Origin of the sequence: Paraburkholderia kururiensis JCM 10599 = LMG 19447 (assembly GCF_003986935.1) — a bacterium.
In the GTDB taxonomy this organism is placed as follows: domain Bacteria; phylum Pseudomonadota; class Gammaproteobacteria; order Burkholderiales; family Burkholderiaceae; genus Paraburkholderia; species Paraburkholderia kururiensis.
On record NZ_RJZE01000012.1, the window covers coordinates 204,534 to 221,499 of the forward strand.

Consider the following 16,966-nt stretch of genomic DNA (forward strand, 5'->3'; position numbering starts at 1 on the left):
TCGCGCTACACCTGAATGGCTTCCGGGTCGGTCTTCTCGAGTTCCACCGACGCGGCGAGCAGCCCCAGCCGCGCCACCACGCCGTACATGTAGAAGCGGTTCGGCGGCGCCGCGCCCGGCTTCGCATGGGCGTCGGGCAGCGCGGTGTGTTCGAAACCGAGCGGCACGAAGTGCATACCCGGCGCGTTGAGGTTCTGGTCGCGCTCACGGCTGCCGTGCGCACGGTAGAAACCGCCCACCACATACCGGTCGATCATGTAGACCACCGGCTCGGCCACCTCGTCGCCTACGTGCTCGAAGGTGTAGACGCCTTCCTGCACGATCACGTCGTGCACTTCCAGCCCTTCCTTCGTCGCCGCCATCTTGGTGCGCTCGCGCTTGGAAAGCGCCGCGACTTCCGAGGCGTCGTGAACCGTCATCACGCCCATGCCGTAGGTGCCCGCGTCGGACTTGATCACCACGTAAGGGCGCTCGGAGATGCCGTACTCGCGGTACTTGCGCGCGATCTTCTTGAGCACGCCGTCGATCGCATCGGCCAGCGCTTCTTCGCCCGTGCGGAGTTCGAAATCCACGCCCGTGACGTGCGCGAAGTACGGGTTGATCATCCACGGATCGATCTCGACCATCTTCGCGAACTTCTTGGCCACGTCGTCGTAGCACGAGAAGTGGGTCGACTTGCGGCGCACCGCCCACGCGGCATGCAGCGGAGGCAGCAGATACTGCTCATGCAGGTTTTCGAGCACGGGCGGAATGCCGCCGGAGAGATCGTTGTTGAGCAGGATCGAACACGGATCGAAGTTCTTGAGACCCAGCCGCCGCGGCGTGCGCTCGAGCGGCTCCAGCACGATCTTCTGGCCGTCAGACAGCGTGATCGTGACGGGGCCGGCAATGGTTTCGTCGAGCGTGCCGAAGCGGACGTTGAGTCCCGCCTGGCGCATGATGGTGGCGAGCCGCGCCACATTCTCCAGATAAAACGCGTTGCGCGTGTGGCGCTCCGGAATCACGAGCAGGTTTTTCGCGTCCGGACAGATCTTTTCGATGGCCGCCATAGCGGCCTGCACGGCAAGCGGCAGCACTTCCTGCGGCAGGCAGTTGAAGGCGCCCGGAAAGAGGTTGGTGTCGACCGGCGCGAGCTTGAAGCCCGCGTTGCGCAGATCGACCGAACAGTAGAACGGCGGCGTGTGCTCCTGCCATTCGAGCCGGAACCAGCGTTCGATCGCCGGCGTGGCGTCGAGGATCTTCCGCTCGAGATCGAGCAGCGGGCCGTTTAACGCCGTAACTAGATGCGGAACCATTGATCACTCGCTGACGGGAGAAAAAAGATTGTAGAGCAAATGCCTTGTGCATTTGGGGCCGCTTTCTCCGTTGGCAAGCGGGGGGCGCATGCATTGTGGCTATAGCCCTGATAGGCAGAAGGGGGAAAGAAGCAGGCGCGCGGGCGCCTCATTGCCGGCATCCCGAGGCGAAGAGCAAAAACGTGCAGGCAGAAAAAAGCCCGCCATAAGGCGGGCCAAAGTCGCTGCGCTTGTTACTCCGTGAGGGCGGCCGGGCGGCCGCCCCGAATTCCTTTATTCGACGTGCTCGCCGTGCAGCACCACGTCCAGACCTTCGCGCTCTTCTTCTTCCGTGACGCGCAGGCCGATCACCATGTCGATCACCTTCAGCAGGATGAAGCTCAGCACGCCGCTGTAGATCACGGTGGTGAGCACGCCCTTGAGCTGCAGAACCACGCTGCCGTCGGCGCCGCCGATGTCCTTGACCGCGAACACGCCGGTCAGGATGGCGCCGACGATACCGCCCACGCCGTGCACGCCGAAGCAGTCGAGCGAGTCGTCATAGCCGAACTTGCCCTTGAGCCACGTGGCCGACCAGAAGCAGATCACGCCAGCCGCGATGCCGATCACGATCGCACCGCCCACACCCACGAAGCCCGAGGCCGGCGTAACGGCCACCAGACCCGCCACGGCGCCCGACGCGATACCCAGCGCCGAGGGCTTGCCCTTGGCGATCCACTCGGCAAACATCCAGCCCAGCGCGGCGAATGCCGTCGCCACTTGCGTCGTGAGCATTGCGAAACCGGCACGGCCATCCGCCGCCACTGCCGAACCCGCGTTGAAGCCAAACCAGCCCACCCACAACATCGCGGCGCCCATCAGCGTCAGCGTCAGGTTGTGCGGAGCCATCACGTCGCGGCCATAGCCCACGCGCTTGCCCAGCACGAGCGCACACACGAGACCGGCGATACCGGCGTTGATGTGCACCACCGTGCCGCCTGCGAAGTCCAGAATGCCTGCCGATGCGAGCCAGCCGGTCGGTTCCCAGACCATGTGCGCGATCGGCGAGTAGACGAGGATCGACCACAGCGCCATGAACACGAGCATCGCCGAGAACTTCATGCGGTCCGCGAACGCGCCGGTGATGAGCGCCGGGGTGATGATCGCGAACGTCATCTGGTAGACGAAGTAGACCGTCTCCGGGATGGTGGTCGCGAGGTGGCTCACCGTGAGCGTCGTCGCCTTGTCGCCCTTGATGTAGTTCATGCCGGCGAGGAAGACGCGCGAGAAGCCGCCGATGAACGAGTTGCCCGGCGTGAACGCGAGGCTGTAGCCGATCACCGTCCAGATCACCGTGATGAGGCAGGTGATCGCGAAGCTCTGCATGATCGTCGCGAGCACGTTCTTCTTGCGGACCATGCCGCCGTAGAAGAGCGCGAGACCCGGAATCGTCATGAACAGCACGAGCGCGGTGGAGGTCAGCATCCACGCGGTGTCGCCGGAATTGATCTTCGACGAATCGACCGAGAACGGCGCGGTGGGCGCGGCCGGAGCCGCAGCGGCGGCCGAAGCGGCCGACGCGTCGGGTGCTGCGGCGGCGCTGGCCGCCGGTGCTGCGGATGCGTCTGCAGCAGGTGCCGACGCCGGAGCCGCCGCCGATGCGTCGGGCGCGGCACTTGCGGCCGGCTCCGATGCAGCAGCGGAAGCGGCCGCCGGCGCGGACGCGTCATCGGCCAGTGCAGCGCCGATACCGCCCGCCAGCAGCGAGCCGGCCATGAACAATGACATCAATACTTTGCGCATCTTCGTTTCCTCTTGTCTCTGTATTCTTACAGGGCGTCCGCGCCCGTTTCGCCGGTGCGGATCCGGATCACTTGTTCGATCGGCGTGACGAAGATCTTGCCGTCGCCGATCTTGCCCGTACGCGCGGCACGCTCCAGCGCCTCGATCGCCTGGTCGACGATGTCGTCGGAAACTGCCGCCTCGATCTTCACCTTGGGCAGAAAGTCCACGACGTATTCGGCGCCGCGATAAAGCTCCGTGTGCCCCTTCTGCCGTCCGAAGCCCTTCACTTCCGTGACCGTGATCCCGGAGACGCCGATGGCCGACAAGGCTTCGCGCGCCTCATCGAGCTTGAACGGCTTGATGATTGCGGTAATGAGTTTCATTGAAATCCTCGCTGAAGTTGCGTAACCCTTTGCGTAACCCGTTTTTCGTGCCCTGTCCGTCGACATGCGGTACTCCCCAACCGCGTCGATGCACCGCCGGCGAGCCGGCTTTCGGTGCGCGGGGCAGTAACAGCAACTCCCATGCCAATTTACATAGCCGCATGGCCAACGCACCTCTGCGCCCGCCGCAACAAGGCCCCTGGCCTGACGGCTAACGTGGGCCGCGCTGGGTGGCGCCACGACGCGATCGTTGCTAGAGTGTCCGCACGGTTGGCCGGGCAGCGCCCGCACCAAAGGCGCCCATGAATGTGAGGTGGCTCGTGTTTCACGCACCAAAATTGTTCATTGCGCGCCGCTCAGCACAGTCACAACGAAACTTGCACAGTCTCTGTGCAGAAAGGGGTTTGAAATGAAACAGCCGAACGACGTCTTCAACGATCTGCAGGCACGTATTGGGGAGTTGCTGAAGAACTCGCCCGCGAAGGACATGGAGCGCAACGTCAAGGCAATGCTCTCGCAGGGCTTCTCGAAGCTCGACCTCGTCACGCGCGAGGAATTCGATACGCAGACTCAGGTGCTCGTGCGCACGCGCTCGCGGCTCGAAGAACTGGAGCGGCGCGTCGCCGAACTCGAGCAGAAGCTCGCTACGGCACAGTCCTCTTAAGGTCTCGCGAGTCGAGACCCGAGCCACGGCAAGCGAGCCGTAGAGTCATCAGCGTTTCGAGGTAGCCCGGGCGTCCGCCGCCGGGCTACTTCACCGGGAGGAAAACATGTCGCTTGCCGTGGTGCGCAGCCGCGCGCCGGCTGCTGGCCGCGCGCCCGAAGTCACGGTCGAGGTTCACCTCGCCAACGGATTACCCTCGTTCTCCATGGTCGGCCTGCCCGACCTCGAAGTCCGCGAAAGCCGCGAGCGTGTTCGCGCCGCGCTTCAAAACTGCGGTTTCGACTTTCCGGTCCGCCGGATCAAATGTAGTCAAGGACTCTTTTGGGCAAATGTGAGCAAGGTATTTCACCATCGATATCTTTCGGCCTCGCAGCTTCAGACCCACTTTCTCACATTACGGGATACGCAACCGAGCCGCCTCTTGTTACAAATCTTTCATTCTCATTTGGACTTCTCGGGCGCAACTTGATCACGCGTGGAGAGCAGCACCCTAGCGGTTCTGACGGCCGGCACATGAATCTTCCTCCGCAGAAAGGCGTGTAGGCACGACCAACGCCTATCTTTGCGACGGTAGATACAGAACCGCGCGAGATCAACGTTACACGCCCGATTTCCTCGTACGATTTAGGGCCAGCAATCGCTTGTCTGAAGATCGGTGCCGCCCATTGCTCGTCGAGGTCAAGTCTATTGCTAGCTACAGGGCGTCGAAGTCGAGCCGCGTGTGACGCGCTCGAGGATCTAGGTTGGCCGGGAGGCAAGTCATGCGCCACATTACCTTCTCCGGGGACGAACAGTTGCACCCGGCATCACAAAGCGGTTGGAACAATCGCTACTTCATTGATACCGAGTTCACAGGATTTGAGCACCCCGCGCTGATTAGTCTGGCTGTTGTGGGCGAAAATGGGCACGAATTCTATGGCGAGCGCCACGACTTTGATCCATCGGCGTGCAATGAATTCGTACGAGCTGCGGTACTGCCGCAAATGGGACGTGTAGCTGGGCGCAGTATGACGCTCGCACAACTGCGAAGCGAATTGTGCAACTGGTTCCTCCGCATCCCGGTTTCGGGGTGCCCGACGCTTTGCTACGAGCTCCGCATGGACCTCGACCTTCTCTTTACACTGATCGATGATTCCGTCTTAAACGGCTGGAAGGTCGAGGACGTGTCGACTCAACTCAATGCCCAACGTCGCGCCTTGTATTACAGGCGTCACGGCGGCGAGCATCACGCGCTACATGATGCTCGCGCAAATGCCTGGGCATGCAGCCGCTGAAACACCGAGAAGATTTCCAGCTATCGGCATAGGTTCTCCCGGAAGGTCTATGGCCGTGTTATCCGTCACTTCCATCTGTTTAATCTTTAGCACCCTCGGTTTTGGATTAGGGTGGGTCAGTTCTGCGTGAACATCAACAACGCCGGGCTTCTGCGCGTCGCGAATTAAGCAATCTGGCTGGCTGGTTGTGGCTTAACATGGCCGAGTGATTTCACTCGGCCATGTTAAGCGGTAACGACCGCTGAGCGGCGATCAAGGCTTCTCTAGACCGTGTTAGGCCATCGCCTTTGCGCCAGTCAATCACTTCTTCTCCAGGCACGCCGCGCGCACGATTCGCATCGGCCTTAACCACGCTGGCGTCCACGGCGAATCCTTCGCCTTCAACGAGTCCTTCGCTCATGCAGCGGCGTAACCCGCTCGAATTCTGCGGTGTTTTTCGACAGAATCGGCCATGAACAGTCATTGGCCCTCGTCTGAGCGGAATGCCGAGGTTGTCGTCAATTACCCATATATCGACTAATGTGTGGTCCATTTCCAGACTCTCCATCGGGCGGCCTGCATACTCTGCGGCTTTGGAATACCACCATTTTCCTCGAGCCTGCGTGACACCAAGGCGGATGCGGTCACGATCGAACGGGCTGACTTCACAGGCAATGCTCGCCGTGTATGTCCTGGGTCATCCATAATCAGGTACGTACGAGAGGAAGATCGCTGAGTCGATGTGAAAACGGGCGCGCTCGCCTGGTGGACAATAAGCGTTCCATCGTAAGCTCTGAGGCGTATAGAACGCGTTCAAGGTCGAATTTGGCGCTGAAAAGCCGACACGCGGTCCTTTCGTCAAGGAGGTGTCGGTCACGCGCGTCGCTACACGTCAAAATGCGACGTTCAGCGAAGAGCTGGCCGGCGTGCGCTGAACGTGTGTCGACAATGTGCCGGCCTGGAGCCCTGCCATGAGACCGGCCCGCACCTGCGCCGCCTGCGGCGCGCTCTTCACCCCGCTCGCACACGTCCCGAATCAACGGTACTGCTCATCGGCGGCCTGTCAGGCCGCCCGTCGGCGCGCCTGGCAGCATGAGCGCCTTCGAACGGATCCTGACTATCGAGAGAACCAGGCAAAGGCCCAAGCCACCTGGAGTGCCCGGCATCCGGAGTACTGGCGACGCTATCGCGAAACGCATCCAGCGTCGCGCGAGCGCAACCGCGCAATGCAGCGAGAACGCAATGCCCTGCGACATGCCGAGCCCGTTGCAAAGATGGATGTGTCAGCGGCCTTCCGCCCGCTGACGTCGGGCTTCTATCTTCTGTGCGATGCAGTCGGGGCAAGCGTTGCAAAGATGAACGCGTGGATGGTTCACATCACCGTCCTTTCCGCGCCCGGCTCTCCTCCCGTGTGATTGCAAAGAGATGACGTGATTGATCCCGGCTGTACACCTGCTACGTTTGTCTTGTGTTGCTCGCATCAGCCGCGCTCAACCTGTTGGATCGGCTGACGTCGACAGGAATCCGGTTGGCCGGTGGACCTGGAGCGGCGAGGCGAGGAGTCGTTGCCGGTTGGAGCGAATCGTGAACCTCGAATGCACAGGCGAACCAGTCGTCACGCAGGCTTCAGCGGTGCGTGCGGCCGAGTATGTCCGGATGTCAACGGAACACCAGCAGTACTCGACCGAAAATCAGCGGGACCGGATACGGGACTACGCAGCGGGCCGCGGACTCGAGATCGTGCGTACCTATGCCGATGAAGGCAAGAGCGGCCTGAGCATTGGCGGGCGCCAGGCGCTCCAGGCCTTGATCCGGGACGTCGAAAGCGGCGCCGCGGATTTTCAGGTGATTCTCGTCTATGACGTGAGTCGTTGGGGCCGGTTCCAGGATGCAGACGAAAGTGCCTACTATGAGTACGTCTGCCGGCGGGCCGGCATCCAGGTAGCGTACTGCGCCGAGCAGTTCGAAAACGATGGCTCTCCGGTCTCAACAATCGTCAAGGGTGTCAAGCGCGCAATGGCTGGCGAATACAGTCGGGAGCTCTCGGCGAAGGTGTTCGCCGGACAATGCCGGCTGATCGAACTGGGTTTCAGACAAGGCGGTCCCGCAGGCTATGGGCTCCGCCGCATTCTCGTGGATCAGGCTGGCCTGATGAAGGGCGAACTGGTGCGCGGTGAGCACAAATGCCTGCAGACCGACCGCGTCATCCTCATGCCCGGCCCTGAGAACGAAATCCGGACGGTAAACCTCATCTACAGCTGGTTCATCGACGGGTCGCTGAACGAATATGAGATCGCCAGCCGGCTGAACGGCATGCATATCCAGACCGATCTCGGGCGCAACTGGACCCGGGCAACCGTACGGGAGGTTCTGACCAACGAGAAATACATCGGTAACAACGTCTACAACCGTGTCTCCTTCAAGCTCAGGAAGGCCCGCGTTGTGAATCCACCTGACATGTGGATCCGCAAGGAAAGGGCGTTCGAACCGGTTGTCCCCAGTGAAACTTTCTACACAGCCCAGGGCATCATGCGCGCGCGAGCCCGGCGCTACTCAAGCGAGGATCTCATCGAGCGCCTGCGCAAGCTGTATCACAGTCGGGGATTCCTTTCCGGCGTAGTGATCGACGAAACGGAGGGTATGCCATCCTCGTCGGTCTATGCCTATCACTTTGGCAGCCTGATCCGCGCATACCAGACGGTCGGATTCACGCCGGGTCGCGACTACCGGTACATCGAGACCAACCGGTTCCTGCGACAACTGCATCCGGGCATTGTTGCCGAGACCGAGAACCGGATAGCGGCATTGGGTGGCATGGTCGTTCGCGACCCCGCAACAGACATGCTGGCTGTGAACAGCGAATTTACGGCATGCATTGTCCTGTCGCGCTGCCAGGTACACGACTCGGGCCGCAACCACTGGAAGGTCCGGTTTGACACCAGTCTGCTGCCCGACATCACGGTAGCCGTCCGGCTGGACCGCAACAACCAGTCCACGCTTGACTACTACCTCCTCCCGCGGCTCGACTTCGGCCAGCCGCGTATCCAGCTCGCAGACTGGAATCCCGTCGAGTTCGAAAGCTATCGCTTCGACACACTCGATTTCCTGTATGGCATGGCGCAGCGCGCCCGCCTGAGGAGAGCAGCATGATGCGACATCGGCAGCCAGCCGAGGTAAGGATGGTCCCGATCGACCAGATCGACGTGATCAATCCAAGAGAGCGGAACAGCCGCGTTTTCGAGGAGATCGTCAGCAACATCAAGGCGATCGGCCTGAAGAAGCCAATTGTCGTAACCCCGCGCGCGACGGCGGACGGGGGTGAGCGCTACCTGCTCGTCTGTGGCGAGGGCCGCCTGAAAGCATTTCGCGCCCTTGGCGAGACCACCATTCCGGCTCTTGTGGACATCGTGAGCGACGAAGACGCATTCATCATGAGCCTCACGGAGAATATTGCACGTCGGCTGTGCCGTCCGCTTGAGTTGCTCGCCGGAATCCGGGACCTGCAGGAACGGGGCTATGCGCCGAGAGCCATCGCCGAGAAGACTGGTCTCACGATGCATTACGTCCAGGGCATCCTGACGCTGCTTCGGCAGGGCGAGGAACGCCTTGTCGTTGCGGTGGAAACGGGGCAGGTTCCACTGAGGACGGCTCTGTCGATCGTTGGCGCCGGGGACAGCGATGAAGCCATTCAGGCAGCCCTGCAGGAGGCGTACGAATCCGGGAAGTTGCGCGGCCGGCAGTTGATGGACGCCCGAAGGATCGTCGAGCGCCGTAAGGCGCTTGGCCGTGGCGCCGGCCGGAACATGCCGCGCAAGATGGCTGACGTAACGACATCCAGTCTTGTCCGGACATACCAGCGCGAGGTGGCGCGGCAAAAGGCGATGGTAAAGAAAGCTGAGTTCACGCAGCAGCGCTTACTGTTCGTGGTCGGCGCACTCCGGCAACTGTTTTCGGACGAGAATTTTGTGAACCTGCTGCGCGCGGAAGGACTGGCCACGCTGCCGAAGTATCTGGCAGAACGTGTGTGGTCCAGTGGGAGCCTGGCATGAGCAGCGTTGCACTAGGCTTCATTCCCGAACCGCTGACGGTTCCGGTCGGGAACATCCTGCCCTCCAAGCGGTTGTCGGCCGGAGTGCCGATATCACGCAAGTTCAGGCAGATCAAAAGTTCGATCGAAGAGGTCGGGATGATCGAACCACTGTCGGTTACGGCCGCCGACATCACGTCGGGTCAGCACGTCCTGCTCGATGGCCATCTCCGGCTCGCTGCGCTGCTGGATCTGCAGTTCGAAACCGCTACCTGTCTCGTCGCAACCGACGATGAGAGCTACACCTTCAACAACAGGGTCAACCGGCTATCCACCATCCAGGAGCACCACATGATCCGTCGGGCGGTCGAACGAGGGGTCTCGCCGGAGCGGCTGGCGAAGGCGCTGGCGGTGGACGTATCACAGATCCTCAAGCGGATGGCGTTGCTCGACGGCATCTGTGCGGAGGCGGCCGAACTGCTGAAGGACCGGCAGTTTTCGCCCGAGCTCGTTCGTGCCCTGCGCAAGATGAAAACGACGCGACAGGTCGAGTGCGTCGAATTGATGACTGCGGCGAATAGCCTGACCGTCGCGTACGCTGAAGCACTGCTCGTCGCGACGCCTGCATCCCAGCTGATCGACGGAAAGAAGCCCAAAAAGCTGACGGGCGTGGGTCCGGAGCAGATGGCAAAAATGGAACGGGAGATGAGCAACCTGCAGGGGCAATACAAGCTGGTGGAACAGACCTATGGGCAGGACGTGTTGAACCTTGTGCTCGCAAAGGGATATCTGGCGAGGCTGCTGGACAACGCATCGGTACAACAGTATCTGCGATCTCAACATTCCGACCTGTTCGTGGAAATCCAGACCATTGTCGACACAATTGCTCTCGATCAGCCCGCGTTCGAGGGGTCGGCATAAGGGGCGCTCCACGCTCGGAAGCGCATACAGCCGACCACCTTCGCCGGCTGCTTCGACTCGATATGCCATTCGCATGAGGCGCAAATCGGCCAATTTCGGACGTTTGTATGAGCATCCGCTGGGACGCCGAACGGCCGGTCCACTTTCGGGAGCGGACATTTTGCCACCCAGCGATATCGCGTCTCTGGCCGTGTCCGATCGTAGCAAAGCCGGTGTGCGCCTTGGGCAGTCGGCCCGGACCTGGTCCGTCGGTTGTGGACGAGGAGTGAGCAGTTGATCGGCGTGCGATTTCCTGCCGGTCGACATGCGTGAAGCGCATCACGCGTTCGCAAGCCGTTCGAGTTTCCCGATTGCCTTCGTGACTGCCGGTCTGGCAAGCATCGCATCGTACCAGCGTTGCACATGCGGCGTCTCGTCAAGCGTCAGGTCCGGAAAGGCACGTCGCCATATCCATCCAAAGTGAGCGATATCCGCGATGGAATATTCATCGCCCGCGACGAATGGCTGCACGGCAAGCATCGCGTCGAGCAGCTTCAATTGACGATTTGCTTCGCTCGAGAAGCGCTCGATGGCGTGTGGCATCGGCTCCGGTGCAAACTTGAGGAAGTACCCCGCTTGCCCGAAGGCCGGGCTCAGGCCCGACCCATGGACGAAGAGCTGTTCGAACGTACGCGCCCGCCGCAACGGGTCTTGCGAGAGCAGCTTGCCGTGCGTCTCGGCGAGATAGACAAGGATGGCCGCTGACTCCGTCAGTGTGAAACTACGGTCCCCGGTGGTCAGCACGGGCACTTTGCCATTGGCATTTAATGCGAGAAATGCTTCGCTCTTCTGCTCGCCCTTTCGAACGTTGACGGCATGCAGCGTGTAGTCGATTCCGAGCTCTTCGAGTGCGATCGGCACCTTGACGGAATTGGGCGTAGCGAATGCATGAACGTGGTACATGGGTGTGGTCCTTTGGGAGAGGTAACTGCCTGACGTGAGACGAACTTTGCGCGGGATTTGACCATCGGTGAAGTCCGGCCGAAGTGATAAGCGCTATTCCTGCAAGGAATGGCTCACGACGCCCGGTGACTCATGCTTCTCGCTATTCCGCGCAGGAATGGCAGCTATCACTCGGTGCGGTCTTCTGCAGACCCACGCTTGCCCTGAGAATCAGAAGGTCTTTTCATTTTTCAGGTAACGCGCAATGAACATGCTCTTCACCCAGACTCAGGTCGGTCCTTATCCGGTCAGTCACCGTGTCGTCATGGCCCCGCTCACACGGATGCGCACCGATGCGCACAACGTCCCCGGCGATCTGATGGTCGATTACTACGCGCAGCGCGCTTCGTCGGGCGGCTTGCTGATTTCGGATGCGACGTCCGTCTCTCCGCTCGGCTTCGCCTATGTGGGCGCACCGGGCATCTACACTGATGTACACGCGCGCGGCTGGAGACGCGTCACGAACGCCGTCCACGCGGAAGGCGGACGAATCTTCCTGCAACTGTGGCACGCGGGACGACAGGCGCATCCCGCCAACATCGGCGGAGAAGTGCCGGTCGCGCCTTCTGCCATCCGCGCCTATGAACACTCGGCAATCCACGACGAAAGCGGCGAGGTTGTCGAAGTCGAACAGGTCGTCCCGCGTGCACTCGCACTTGATGAGATTCCCGGCGTAATCGAGGAATTCCGATACGCTGCGACACTGGCGAAACAGGCTGGTTTCGATGGTATCGAACTGCACGCCGCCAATGGTTATTTGCCCGACCAGTTTCTCCAGGACGGTTCGAATCACCGTACCGACGCGTACGGCGGCTCGCTGGAGAACCGCGCACGCTTTCTGTTCGAGGTGCTCGATGCCATCAGTTCGGTGTGGGACGCAGGCCAGATCGCGGTTCGTCTGTCGCCGGGAAGCTCCTACGGCACGATGTCCGATAGCGATCCGCGTGCCACGTTCGGCTATGTCGCCAGTCGTCTGAATGGCTATGGGCTCGGGTATCTGCATGTAGTCGAGCCGCGTGTGCGCGGTAACGATGACGTCGCCGCAGCGGCCTCGGCGGTCTCCGCGAAAGATTTGAGGCAAGTGTTCAAAGGCACACTCATCGCGGCGGGCGGTTTTACTGCGGATAGCGCGCATCGCATCATCGAGGCAGGCGACGCCGATCTCGTCGCCTTCGGGCGCCTGTTTATCTCCAATCCGGATCTGCCTGAGCGACTGCGTGTCGGCGCGCCGCTGAACCGTTACGACCGCTCGACGTTCTATGGCGGTGATGCGCGCGGCTACACCGATTATTCCTTCCACAGCGCGGCGCCGGGTATCTGAAACAGAAGCGAGCGTTGCTGACGGCTCCGACGCAGGATCGCCTGTGCGGGGTCGTTTTGCTTTTGCGGATTCTGATTGCGATGTCGATGCAAAGGCCGCTAACACCACTGACTTCATCGGCCATGTTCTGGCGCGATAGACTTCTGGCTGAACACACATCTCGGCTACAACACGGACTTTACGGTCCTTCAAGGAGAAGCGACTTCATGGACCGGATGGCAGCAATGGAAACGTACATCAGCGTTGTGGAGGCGGGCTCGTTTTCGGCAGCCGCGAAGCGGCTCAAACTCGGGCAACCGGCCGTATCGAAGTCGATTGCGCAACTTGAGGAGCGGCTCGGCGTACGACTGCTGTTGCGCTCGACACGCGGCCTGACCCCCACCGATGCGGGGCAGCGCTTCTACGAGCACGCGAGGCGCGCAATCGAAGAAGTAGAGCTTGCCGAGCATGTCGCGCGCGACGCGTCGACCGGGCTATCCGGCGTGCTGCGCATCAGTGCCGCCGTGACGTTCGCGCGCCTGCATATCCTGCCTGCGCTCAAGACGTTTCTTGACCGACACCCGAACCTGCAGATCGATATCGTGCTGGACGATCGAACCATCGACCTGCTCGAAATGGGTGTGGACGTTGCACTGCGCATGGGTTCTCTCGATGATTCGACGATGACGGCACGCCGCATTGCACAAAGCCGCCGACTGGTTGTTGGAACGCCTGCGTATCTCGCCGTAGCGGGCGCGCCGAAAACGCCTGCGGACCTCAGTCAGCATCAGGTGATCGTGTATTCGTTGCGAGGCGGTGGCGAGTCGTGGGCATTCAGCCAGCAAGGCAAGGAAGTGGCCGTTGTCGTGTCTGGACGCGTCAGTGTGAGCGCCGCCGAAGGCATCCGCACGACGGTGCTCGGCGGCATAGGTCTCGCGATCGCATCGGAATGGATGTTCTCGCCCGAACTTGCCGATGGCACGGTTCAAGCGGTACTCACGGACTGGGAATTGCCCTCGATCGACCTGTGGGCGGTGTTTCCCGCCGGACGACTGATGAGTGCGAAGGCGCGAGCGTTCGTCGCCTTTGTTGAAGAGATCCTTGGTGCCGCTGGCAGCGGCACCGACGGCATGGCCTCAGAAAGCGAGCTTTCCGATTGATGCGCCGCCGTCGACATAAAGCGTCTGGCCGGTCATGAAAGCAGCCGCGTCGGATAGCAGAAACGCAATCGTCGCGGCAATTTCATGCGGCTGGCCGAAGCGCCCCATCGGCACTGCGGACAGATAACGCCTCTCGCCGTCGCTGCCCGGCGGATTGTTCGCGCGAAACAGTGCGGTCTCGGTCGGACCCGGCGCGACCGCGTTCACCGTAATACCCGTGCCCGCGAGTTCCAGCGCCCACGAACGCGCAAAGCTCACCAACGCTGCTTTCGCTGCGGCATAGGCCGTGCGCTGCGTCATGCCCAGAATCGTCAGGCTGGAAATGTTCACGACCCGTCCCCAGCCGCGTGTGCGCATACCGGGAAGCAGGGCCTGCACGGTCTGCACCGCAGGATGAAGATTCAGCGCGAGAACGTCGTCTAGATCGTTTAACGCGACTTCACCCAGAGGCTGCGGTCTGACCAACGCGACGTTGTTCACCACACCATCGAACGCATGGCGGCGAACGAGGTCATCGAGTACCGCGCCGGTTGCGGCACGATCGGCCAGATCGACGCGGACCAGTTCGCCCGGAAAGTCGCTTGCGTCACGCGCGAGGCCCACCACGTGGTGGCCATCGGCGATCAGCCGTTCTGTTAGTGCAAGGCCAATGCCTTTGGTCGCGCCGGTTACGAGAAATGTACGCTGTGTCATCAAATGTCCTTTACGAACTGGAAGGGCTAGAAAAGCCGCGCCGGGTTCTCCGGCGCAGGTGGCAATTGGCTGGCGTTGAGCGGCAGGGCTCAGGCGTTGGCCGTTGCTTTTTCCAGAACCGGAAACATGTCCGACGGGTCCGGACGACGCGTGTAATCCGGGTTGACCTCCGAATACAGCACGATGCCGTCCTGTCCGATGACGTAGCGCGCTGGCATCGGCAAGGTCCAGCCCGGATCGTTATTGAACGTCGGCAGATCGTTCTTCAGGTTTTTGTACAGATCGACCAGATAGTCGGGCAACGCGAATTGCAATCCGAACTCGGCGCCCGTCTGGCCGCCCACGTCACTCAGCACCGGAAAACCGAGTTCGTTGGTGCGCACCGATTTACGGCTGTTGACCGGCGTTTGCGGCGAGATTGCCACGACGTTCGCGCCATAAGCCTGAATCTTCGGCAGCACTTCGTTGATCGCCTGCAATTCGATATTGCAGTAAGGGCACCAGACGCCGCGATAGAACGTCACCACCAGTGGGCCCTTCACCAGCAACGCAGCGGAAGAAATGTCGTTGCCATCCTGATCTTTCAGGTTGAAATGCGGTGCGCGGTCGCCTGCCTTGATCGCGCGGCCCGCCTGTCCGCTTGCTATCAGTTCTGCCGTAGCACGCTCCATTACCGGATGAATCTCCGGCGGTGCGTTGAACGGTGGTTTGCCCGCCTTGAAATCGGCCCGGAATGCATCGAGTTTGTCTTGCAGTGACATGAGCGTTCTCCTTGAGGGGAATAGTGAATTGAGGAATCGGGTGGCCGCAAATTCAGGCTGGGTTCTGCGCGGCTGCAATGCGGGCCACTTCGGCCGCAGTGATCCCTTCGAGCGCCAAGCCGTAGCCGATGCCCTCGTCGATCACGCGGCGCAGACGCTGCGTCAGTCCGATGCGCGTGTATTTGGTGGTGAGCGGCGGCTGCTTTGTGATCGTTGCGGCAATTGCGTGCGCACGTTCCAGCAACTGATCCGCAGGCACGATCTCGTTGACTACGCCCAGCGATTTTGCTTCCTCGGCCCCGAGCTCTTGCTGCGTGAGCACGAAATACCGGCCGCGAATGCTGCCGATCATTTCCGGCCACAGCAGATGGACGCCATCGTTGGGAGCGATGCCGAACACGGCATGTGGCATGTCCTGAAACACCGTCTCGGGTGTCGCCACCACGATGTCGCACAGCAGGACGTATTCCGAATGCAACAGCACCGGACCGTTCAGCGCGGCGATCATCGGCACTTCGATATCGAGAATATTCATCAGGATCTTGCGGCCTTCGCGGAAGATCTTGTCGTAGCCACGCGGCGTAAAGAAATCGAAGCCTTCCGGCGAGATCGCGTCCATGAATGCGTCGCCGCTACCTGTCAGGATGACGACGCGGTTATCCGGGTCTTCGCCGATCTGATGAAACATGTCGGTGAACTGCTCATGCGTATGGCCATTGAAGACGAGCTTCGCGCCGTCGGTATGGAAACGGACTTCGAGCACGCCGTCCGGCGTACGGGCCAGTCTGGCGTTGGAGTAGGCGTCTTTGTAGCGGTCGAACGTGGACATGGCGGTTCCTCGGTGAGCTTCGATATGGGGTGGAACGGGAGCTGCGAGGGCGCCCGGAGACGGCTTAGGCGGCAGCGACGGCGACCGGTTTGGTCCACTCGTTACCGGCCATGAAGCCGTCGAGTTCGGTGTGGACGATGTGGTTCGTGTAGTTGCTCATCACCTTGGTTGCTACGCCCAGAATCACTTCGAGGACGTTCTGACGGGTGTAGCCAGCGGCGACAAACGCGTCGACATCGGCTTCCGGAACGAAGCCACGCTCACGCACGACCAGGGTCGTGAAGCGATGCAGCGCTTCGAGCTTTGCATCGGGCAGCGGCGTGCCGGCGCGCAGCGCGGCGATCACGCCTGCGTCCATCTTGATCATCTTTGCCAGCGTGCTGTGACCGGCCATGCAGTAGTGGCAGTTGTTTTCGAAGTTGGAAGTCAGATAGACGACCTGCTGTTCGTGCGGTGTCAGCGTGCTCTTCGAGAACAGATCCCACAGCGCCGAGTAACCGGCGAGCAGCGCGGGCGACTCCGCCATATGCGCCTGCAGGTTGGGGACGAAACCAAAGGCGCGTTTCGTGTCTTCGAGACTGGACTTCGAAGCGGCCGGTGCGTTATCGATTGTGTAGGTTTGGAAGTTGCTCATCGTTTTGCTCCTGTTGGTTGACGGTGAGCAAATGATGAAGGTCAGCGCCTTTTCGAAGAAGGCAGGCGCCGTCGATAACACTCATTCCTGGCAGGCATAAAGCGGTCGCTGTGCCGTTGAGGTACACGTCTGAGGAGAGCAGATGGTCCAACGCAACCGGAGCAAATGCTCTGATGTTGATTTGCACGGAAGCCTGACCCACGATTTGCATTGAATTCTGACCCACCCGTTGGACCAGCTTTGCGGGTTATTCGGTGGGTATCTGGGTCTTCTTTCGCTCCTTCTTTGGCTGTGTCGTGCT

17 protein-coding genes and 1 pseudogene are annotated in these 16,966 nt (G+C 61.0%); 9 read left to right on the forward strand and 9 right to left on the reverse strand.

Translation table 11 applies throughout. The annotated features are described in order from the left end of the window. Positions 1-5 precede the first annotated feature (5 nt). From gshA to PKKP23_RS16600, 3 genes are all read right to left on the reverse strand, one after another. Positions 6-1,295, reverse strand: coding sequence for a glutamate--cysteine ligase (gene gshA, locus PKKP23_RS16590; protein ID WP_017772583.1), 1,290 nt, complete (start codon positions 1,293-1,295; stop codon positions 6-8). A 273-nt stretch (positions 1,296-1,568) separates the two neighbouring features. Then, positions 1,569-3,077, reverse strand: coding sequence for an ammonium transporter (locus tag PKKP23_RS16595; protein WP_126877699.1), 1,509 nt, complete (start codon positions 3,075-3,077; stop codon positions 1,569-1,571). 26 nt (positions 3,078-3,103) lie between these two features. Then, positions 3,104-3,442, reverse strand: coding sequence for a P-II family nitrogen regulator (locus tag PKKP23_RS16600; protein WP_006048089.1), 339 nt, complete (start codon positions 3,440-3,442; stop codon positions 3,104-3,106). Between the two features lie 409 nt (positions 3,443-3,851). Here PKKP23_RS16600 and PKKP23_RS16605 point away from each other — a divergent pair, with 409 nt between their 5' ends. The 3 genes and pseudogenes from PKKP23_RS16605 to PKKP23_RS16615 all read left to right on the forward strand — a co-directional run bounded on the left by PKKP23_RS16605 (position 3,852) and on the right by PKKP23_RS16615 (position 5,380). Then, positions 3,852-4,106, forward strand: coding sequence for an accessory factor UbiK family protein (locus tag PKKP23_RS16605; protein WP_017772582.1), 255 nt, complete (start codon positions 3,852-3,854; stop codon positions 4,104-4,106). A gap of 106 nt (positions 4,107-4,212) precedes the next feature. Next, positions 4,213-4,407 (forward strand): annotated as a pseudogene (locus tag PKKP23_RS16610) (magnesium chelatase domain-containing protein); the annotation flags it as partial. A gap of 460 nt (positions 4,408-4,867) precedes the next feature. Next, positions 4,868-5,380, forward strand: coding sequence for a 3'-5' exonuclease family protein (locus PKKP23_RS16615; RefSeq protein ID WP_126877700.1), 513 nt, complete (start codon positions 4,868-4,870; stop codon positions 5,378-5,380). Positions 5,381-5,591: 211 nt separating this feature from the next. Here PKKP23_RS16615 and PKKP23_RS34990 read toward each other — a convergent pair whose 3' ends face one another. Next, positions 5,592-5,927, reverse strand: coding sequence for a hypothetical protein (locus PKKP23_RS34990; RefSeq protein ID WP_126877701.1), 336 nt, complete (start codon positions 5,925-5,927; stop codon positions 5,592-5,594). A gap of 403 nt (positions 5,928-6,330) precedes the next feature. Between PKKP23_RS34990 and PKKP23_RS16625 the strand changes: the two genes are divergently transcribed. From PKKP23_RS16625 to PKKP23_RS16640, 4 genes are all read left to right on the forward strand, one after another. Continuing rightward, on the forward strand, positions 6,331-6,774 hold the full coding sequence (locus PKKP23_RS16625) for a hypothetical protein (RefSeq protein WP_126877702.1): 444 nt from the start codon (positions 6,331-6,333) through the stop codon (positions 6,772-6,774). A 169-nt stretch (positions 6,775-6,943) separates the two neighbouring features. Next, positions 6,944-8,509 carry a recombinase family protein gene (locus tag PKKP23_RS16630; protein WP_176049016.1) on the forward strand — a complete coding sequence of 522 codons (1,566 nt, stop codon included), beginning with the start codon at positions 6,944-6,946 and terminating at the stop codon, positions 8,507-8,509. A gap of 29 nt (positions 8,510-8,538) precedes the next feature. Then, positions 8,539-9,408 carry a ParB N-terminal domain-containing protein gene (locus PKKP23_RS16635; protein WP_420873233.1) on the forward strand — a complete coding sequence of 290 codons (870 nt, stop codon included), beginning with the start codon at positions 8,539-8,541 and terminating at the stop codon, positions 9,406-9,408. Continuing rightward, positions 9,405-10,307 (forward strand): plasmid partitioning protein RepB C-terminal domain-containing protein, encoded by a 903-nt coding sequence (locus tag PKKP23_RS16640; protein WP_126877704.1) that lies wholly within the window; start codon positions 9,405-9,407, stop codon positions 10,305-10,307. The genes PKKP23_RS16635 and PKKP23_RS16640 overlap by 4 nt, the downstream gene beginning before the upstream one ends. 318 nt (positions 10,308-10,625) lie before the next feature. Here the strand turns inward: PKKP23_RS16640 and PKKP23_RS16645 are convergent, their stop codons facing one another. Next, entirely contained in the window at positions 10,626-11,249 is a 624-nt protein-coding gene (locus PKKP23_RS16645) for a glutathione S-transferase family protein (protein WP_126877705.1), read from the reverse strand. 244 nt (positions 11,250-11,493) lie between these two features. On the opposite strand from PKKP23_RS16645, the gene PKKP23_RS16650 reads away from it, so the two are divergent. Together PKKP23_RS16650 and PKKP23_RS16655 are read left to right on the forward strand one after the other, a co-directional pair. Next, positions 11,494-12,609: an alkene reductase gene (locus PKKP23_RS16650; protein ID WP_126877706.1), complete on the forward strand. Its 1,116-nt coding sequence runs from the start codon at positions 11,494-11,496 to the stop codon at positions 12,607-12,609. A gap of 206 nt (positions 12,610-12,815) precedes the next feature. Continuing rightward, positions 12,816-13,748: a LysR family transcriptional regulator gene (locus tag PKKP23_RS16655; protein ID WP_126877722.1), complete on the forward strand. Its 933-nt coding sequence runs from the start codon at positions 12,816-12,818 to the stop codon at positions 13,746-13,748. Here PKKP23_RS16655 and PKKP23_RS16660 read toward each other — a convergent pair. From PKKP23_RS16660 to PKKP23_RS16675, 4 genes are all read right to left on the reverse strand, one after another. Then, complete coding sequence (locus PKKP23_RS16660; protein ID WP_126877707.1) at positions 13,725-14,441, reverse strand: SDR family oxidoreductase; 717 nt, start codon at positions 14,439-14,441, stop codon at positions 13,725-13,727. The genes PKKP23_RS16655 and PKKP23_RS16660 overlap by 24 nt on opposite strands. Before the next feature lie 89 nt (positions 14,442-14,530). Further along, entirely contained in the window at positions 14,531-15,202 is a 672-nt protein-coding gene (locus PKKP23_RS16665; RefSeq protein WP_126877723.1) for a peroxiredoxin-like family protein, read from the reverse strand. A gap of 52 nt (positions 15,203-15,254) precedes the next feature. After that, a complete protein-coding gene (locus tag PKKP23_RS16670) occupies positions 15,255-16,031 on the reverse strand; it encodes an enoyl-CoA hydratase/isomerase family protein (protein WP_126877708.1) in 777 nt (258 codons plus the stop codon). Between the two features lie 64 nt (positions 16,032-16,095). Further along, entirely contained in the window at positions 16,096-16,665 is a 570-nt protein-coding gene (locus PKKP23_RS16675; RefSeq protein WP_126877709.1) for a carboxymuconolactone decarboxylase family protein, read from the reverse strand. Positions 16,666-16,966: the final 301 nt, after the last annotated feature.

Coding starts and splice junctions, on each gene's coding strand:
- gshA (WP_017772583.1), bottom strand. CDS start 1,295: ATGGTTCCGCATCTAGTTACGGCGTTAAACGGCCCGCTGCTCGATCTC.
- PKKP23_RS16595 (WP_126877699.1), bottom strand. CDS start 3,077: ATGCGCAAAGTATTGATGTCATTGTTCATGGCCGGCTCGCTGCTGGCG.
- PKKP23_RS16600 (WP_006048089.1), bottom strand. CDS start 3,442: ATGAAACTCATTACCGCAATCATCAAGCCGTTCAAGCTCGATGAGGCG.
- PKKP23_RS16605 (WP_017772582.1), top strand. CDS start 3,852: ATGAAACAGCCGAACGACGTCTTCAACGATCTGCAGGCACGTATTGGG.
- PKKP23_RS16615 (WP_126877700.1), top strand. CDS start 4,868: ATGCGCCACATTACCTTCTCCGGGGACGAACAGTTGCACCCGGCATCA.
- PKKP23_RS34990 (WP_126877701.1), bottom strand. CDS start 5,927: ATGGAGAGTCTGGAAATGGACCACACATTAGTCGATATATGGGTAATT.
- PKKP23_RS16625 (WP_126877702.1), top strand. CDS start 6,331: ATGAGACCGGCCCGCACCTGCGCCGCCTGCGGCGCGCTCTTCACCCCG.
- PKKP23_RS16635 (WP_420873233.1), top strand. CDS start 8,539: ATGGTCCCGATCGACCAGATCGACGTGATCAATCCAAGAGAGCGGAAC.
- PKKP23_RS16640 (WP_126877704.1), top strand. CDS start 9,405: ATGAGCAGCGTTGCACTAGGCTTCATTCCCGAACCGCTGACGGTTCCG.
- PKKP23_RS16645 (WP_126877705.1), bottom strand. CDS start 11,249: ATGTACCACGTTCATGCATTCGCTACGCCCAATTCCGTCAAGGTGCCG.
- PKKP23_RS16650 (WP_126877706.1), top strand. CDS start 11,494: ATGAACATGCTCTTCACCCAGACTCAGGTCGGTCCTTATCCGGTCAGT.
- PKKP23_RS16655 (WP_126877722.1), top strand. CDS start 12,816: ATGGACCGGATGGCAGCAATGGAAACGTACATCAGCGTTGTGGAGGCG.
- PKKP23_RS16660 (WP_126877707.1), bottom strand. CDS start 14,441: ATGACACAGCGTACATTTCTCGTAACCGGCGCGACCAAAGGCATTGGC.
- PKKP23_RS16665 (WP_126877723.1), bottom strand. CDS start 15,202: ATGTCACTGCAAGACAAACTCGATGCATTCCGGGCCGATTTCAAGGCG.
- PKKP23_RS16670 (WP_126877708.1), bottom strand. CDS start 16,031: ATGTCCACGTTCGACCGCTACAAAGACGCCTACTCCAACGCCAGACTG.
- PKKP23_RS16675 (WP_126877709.1), bottom strand. CDS start 16,665: ATGAGCAACTTCCAAACCTACACAATCGATAACGCACCGGCCGCTTCG.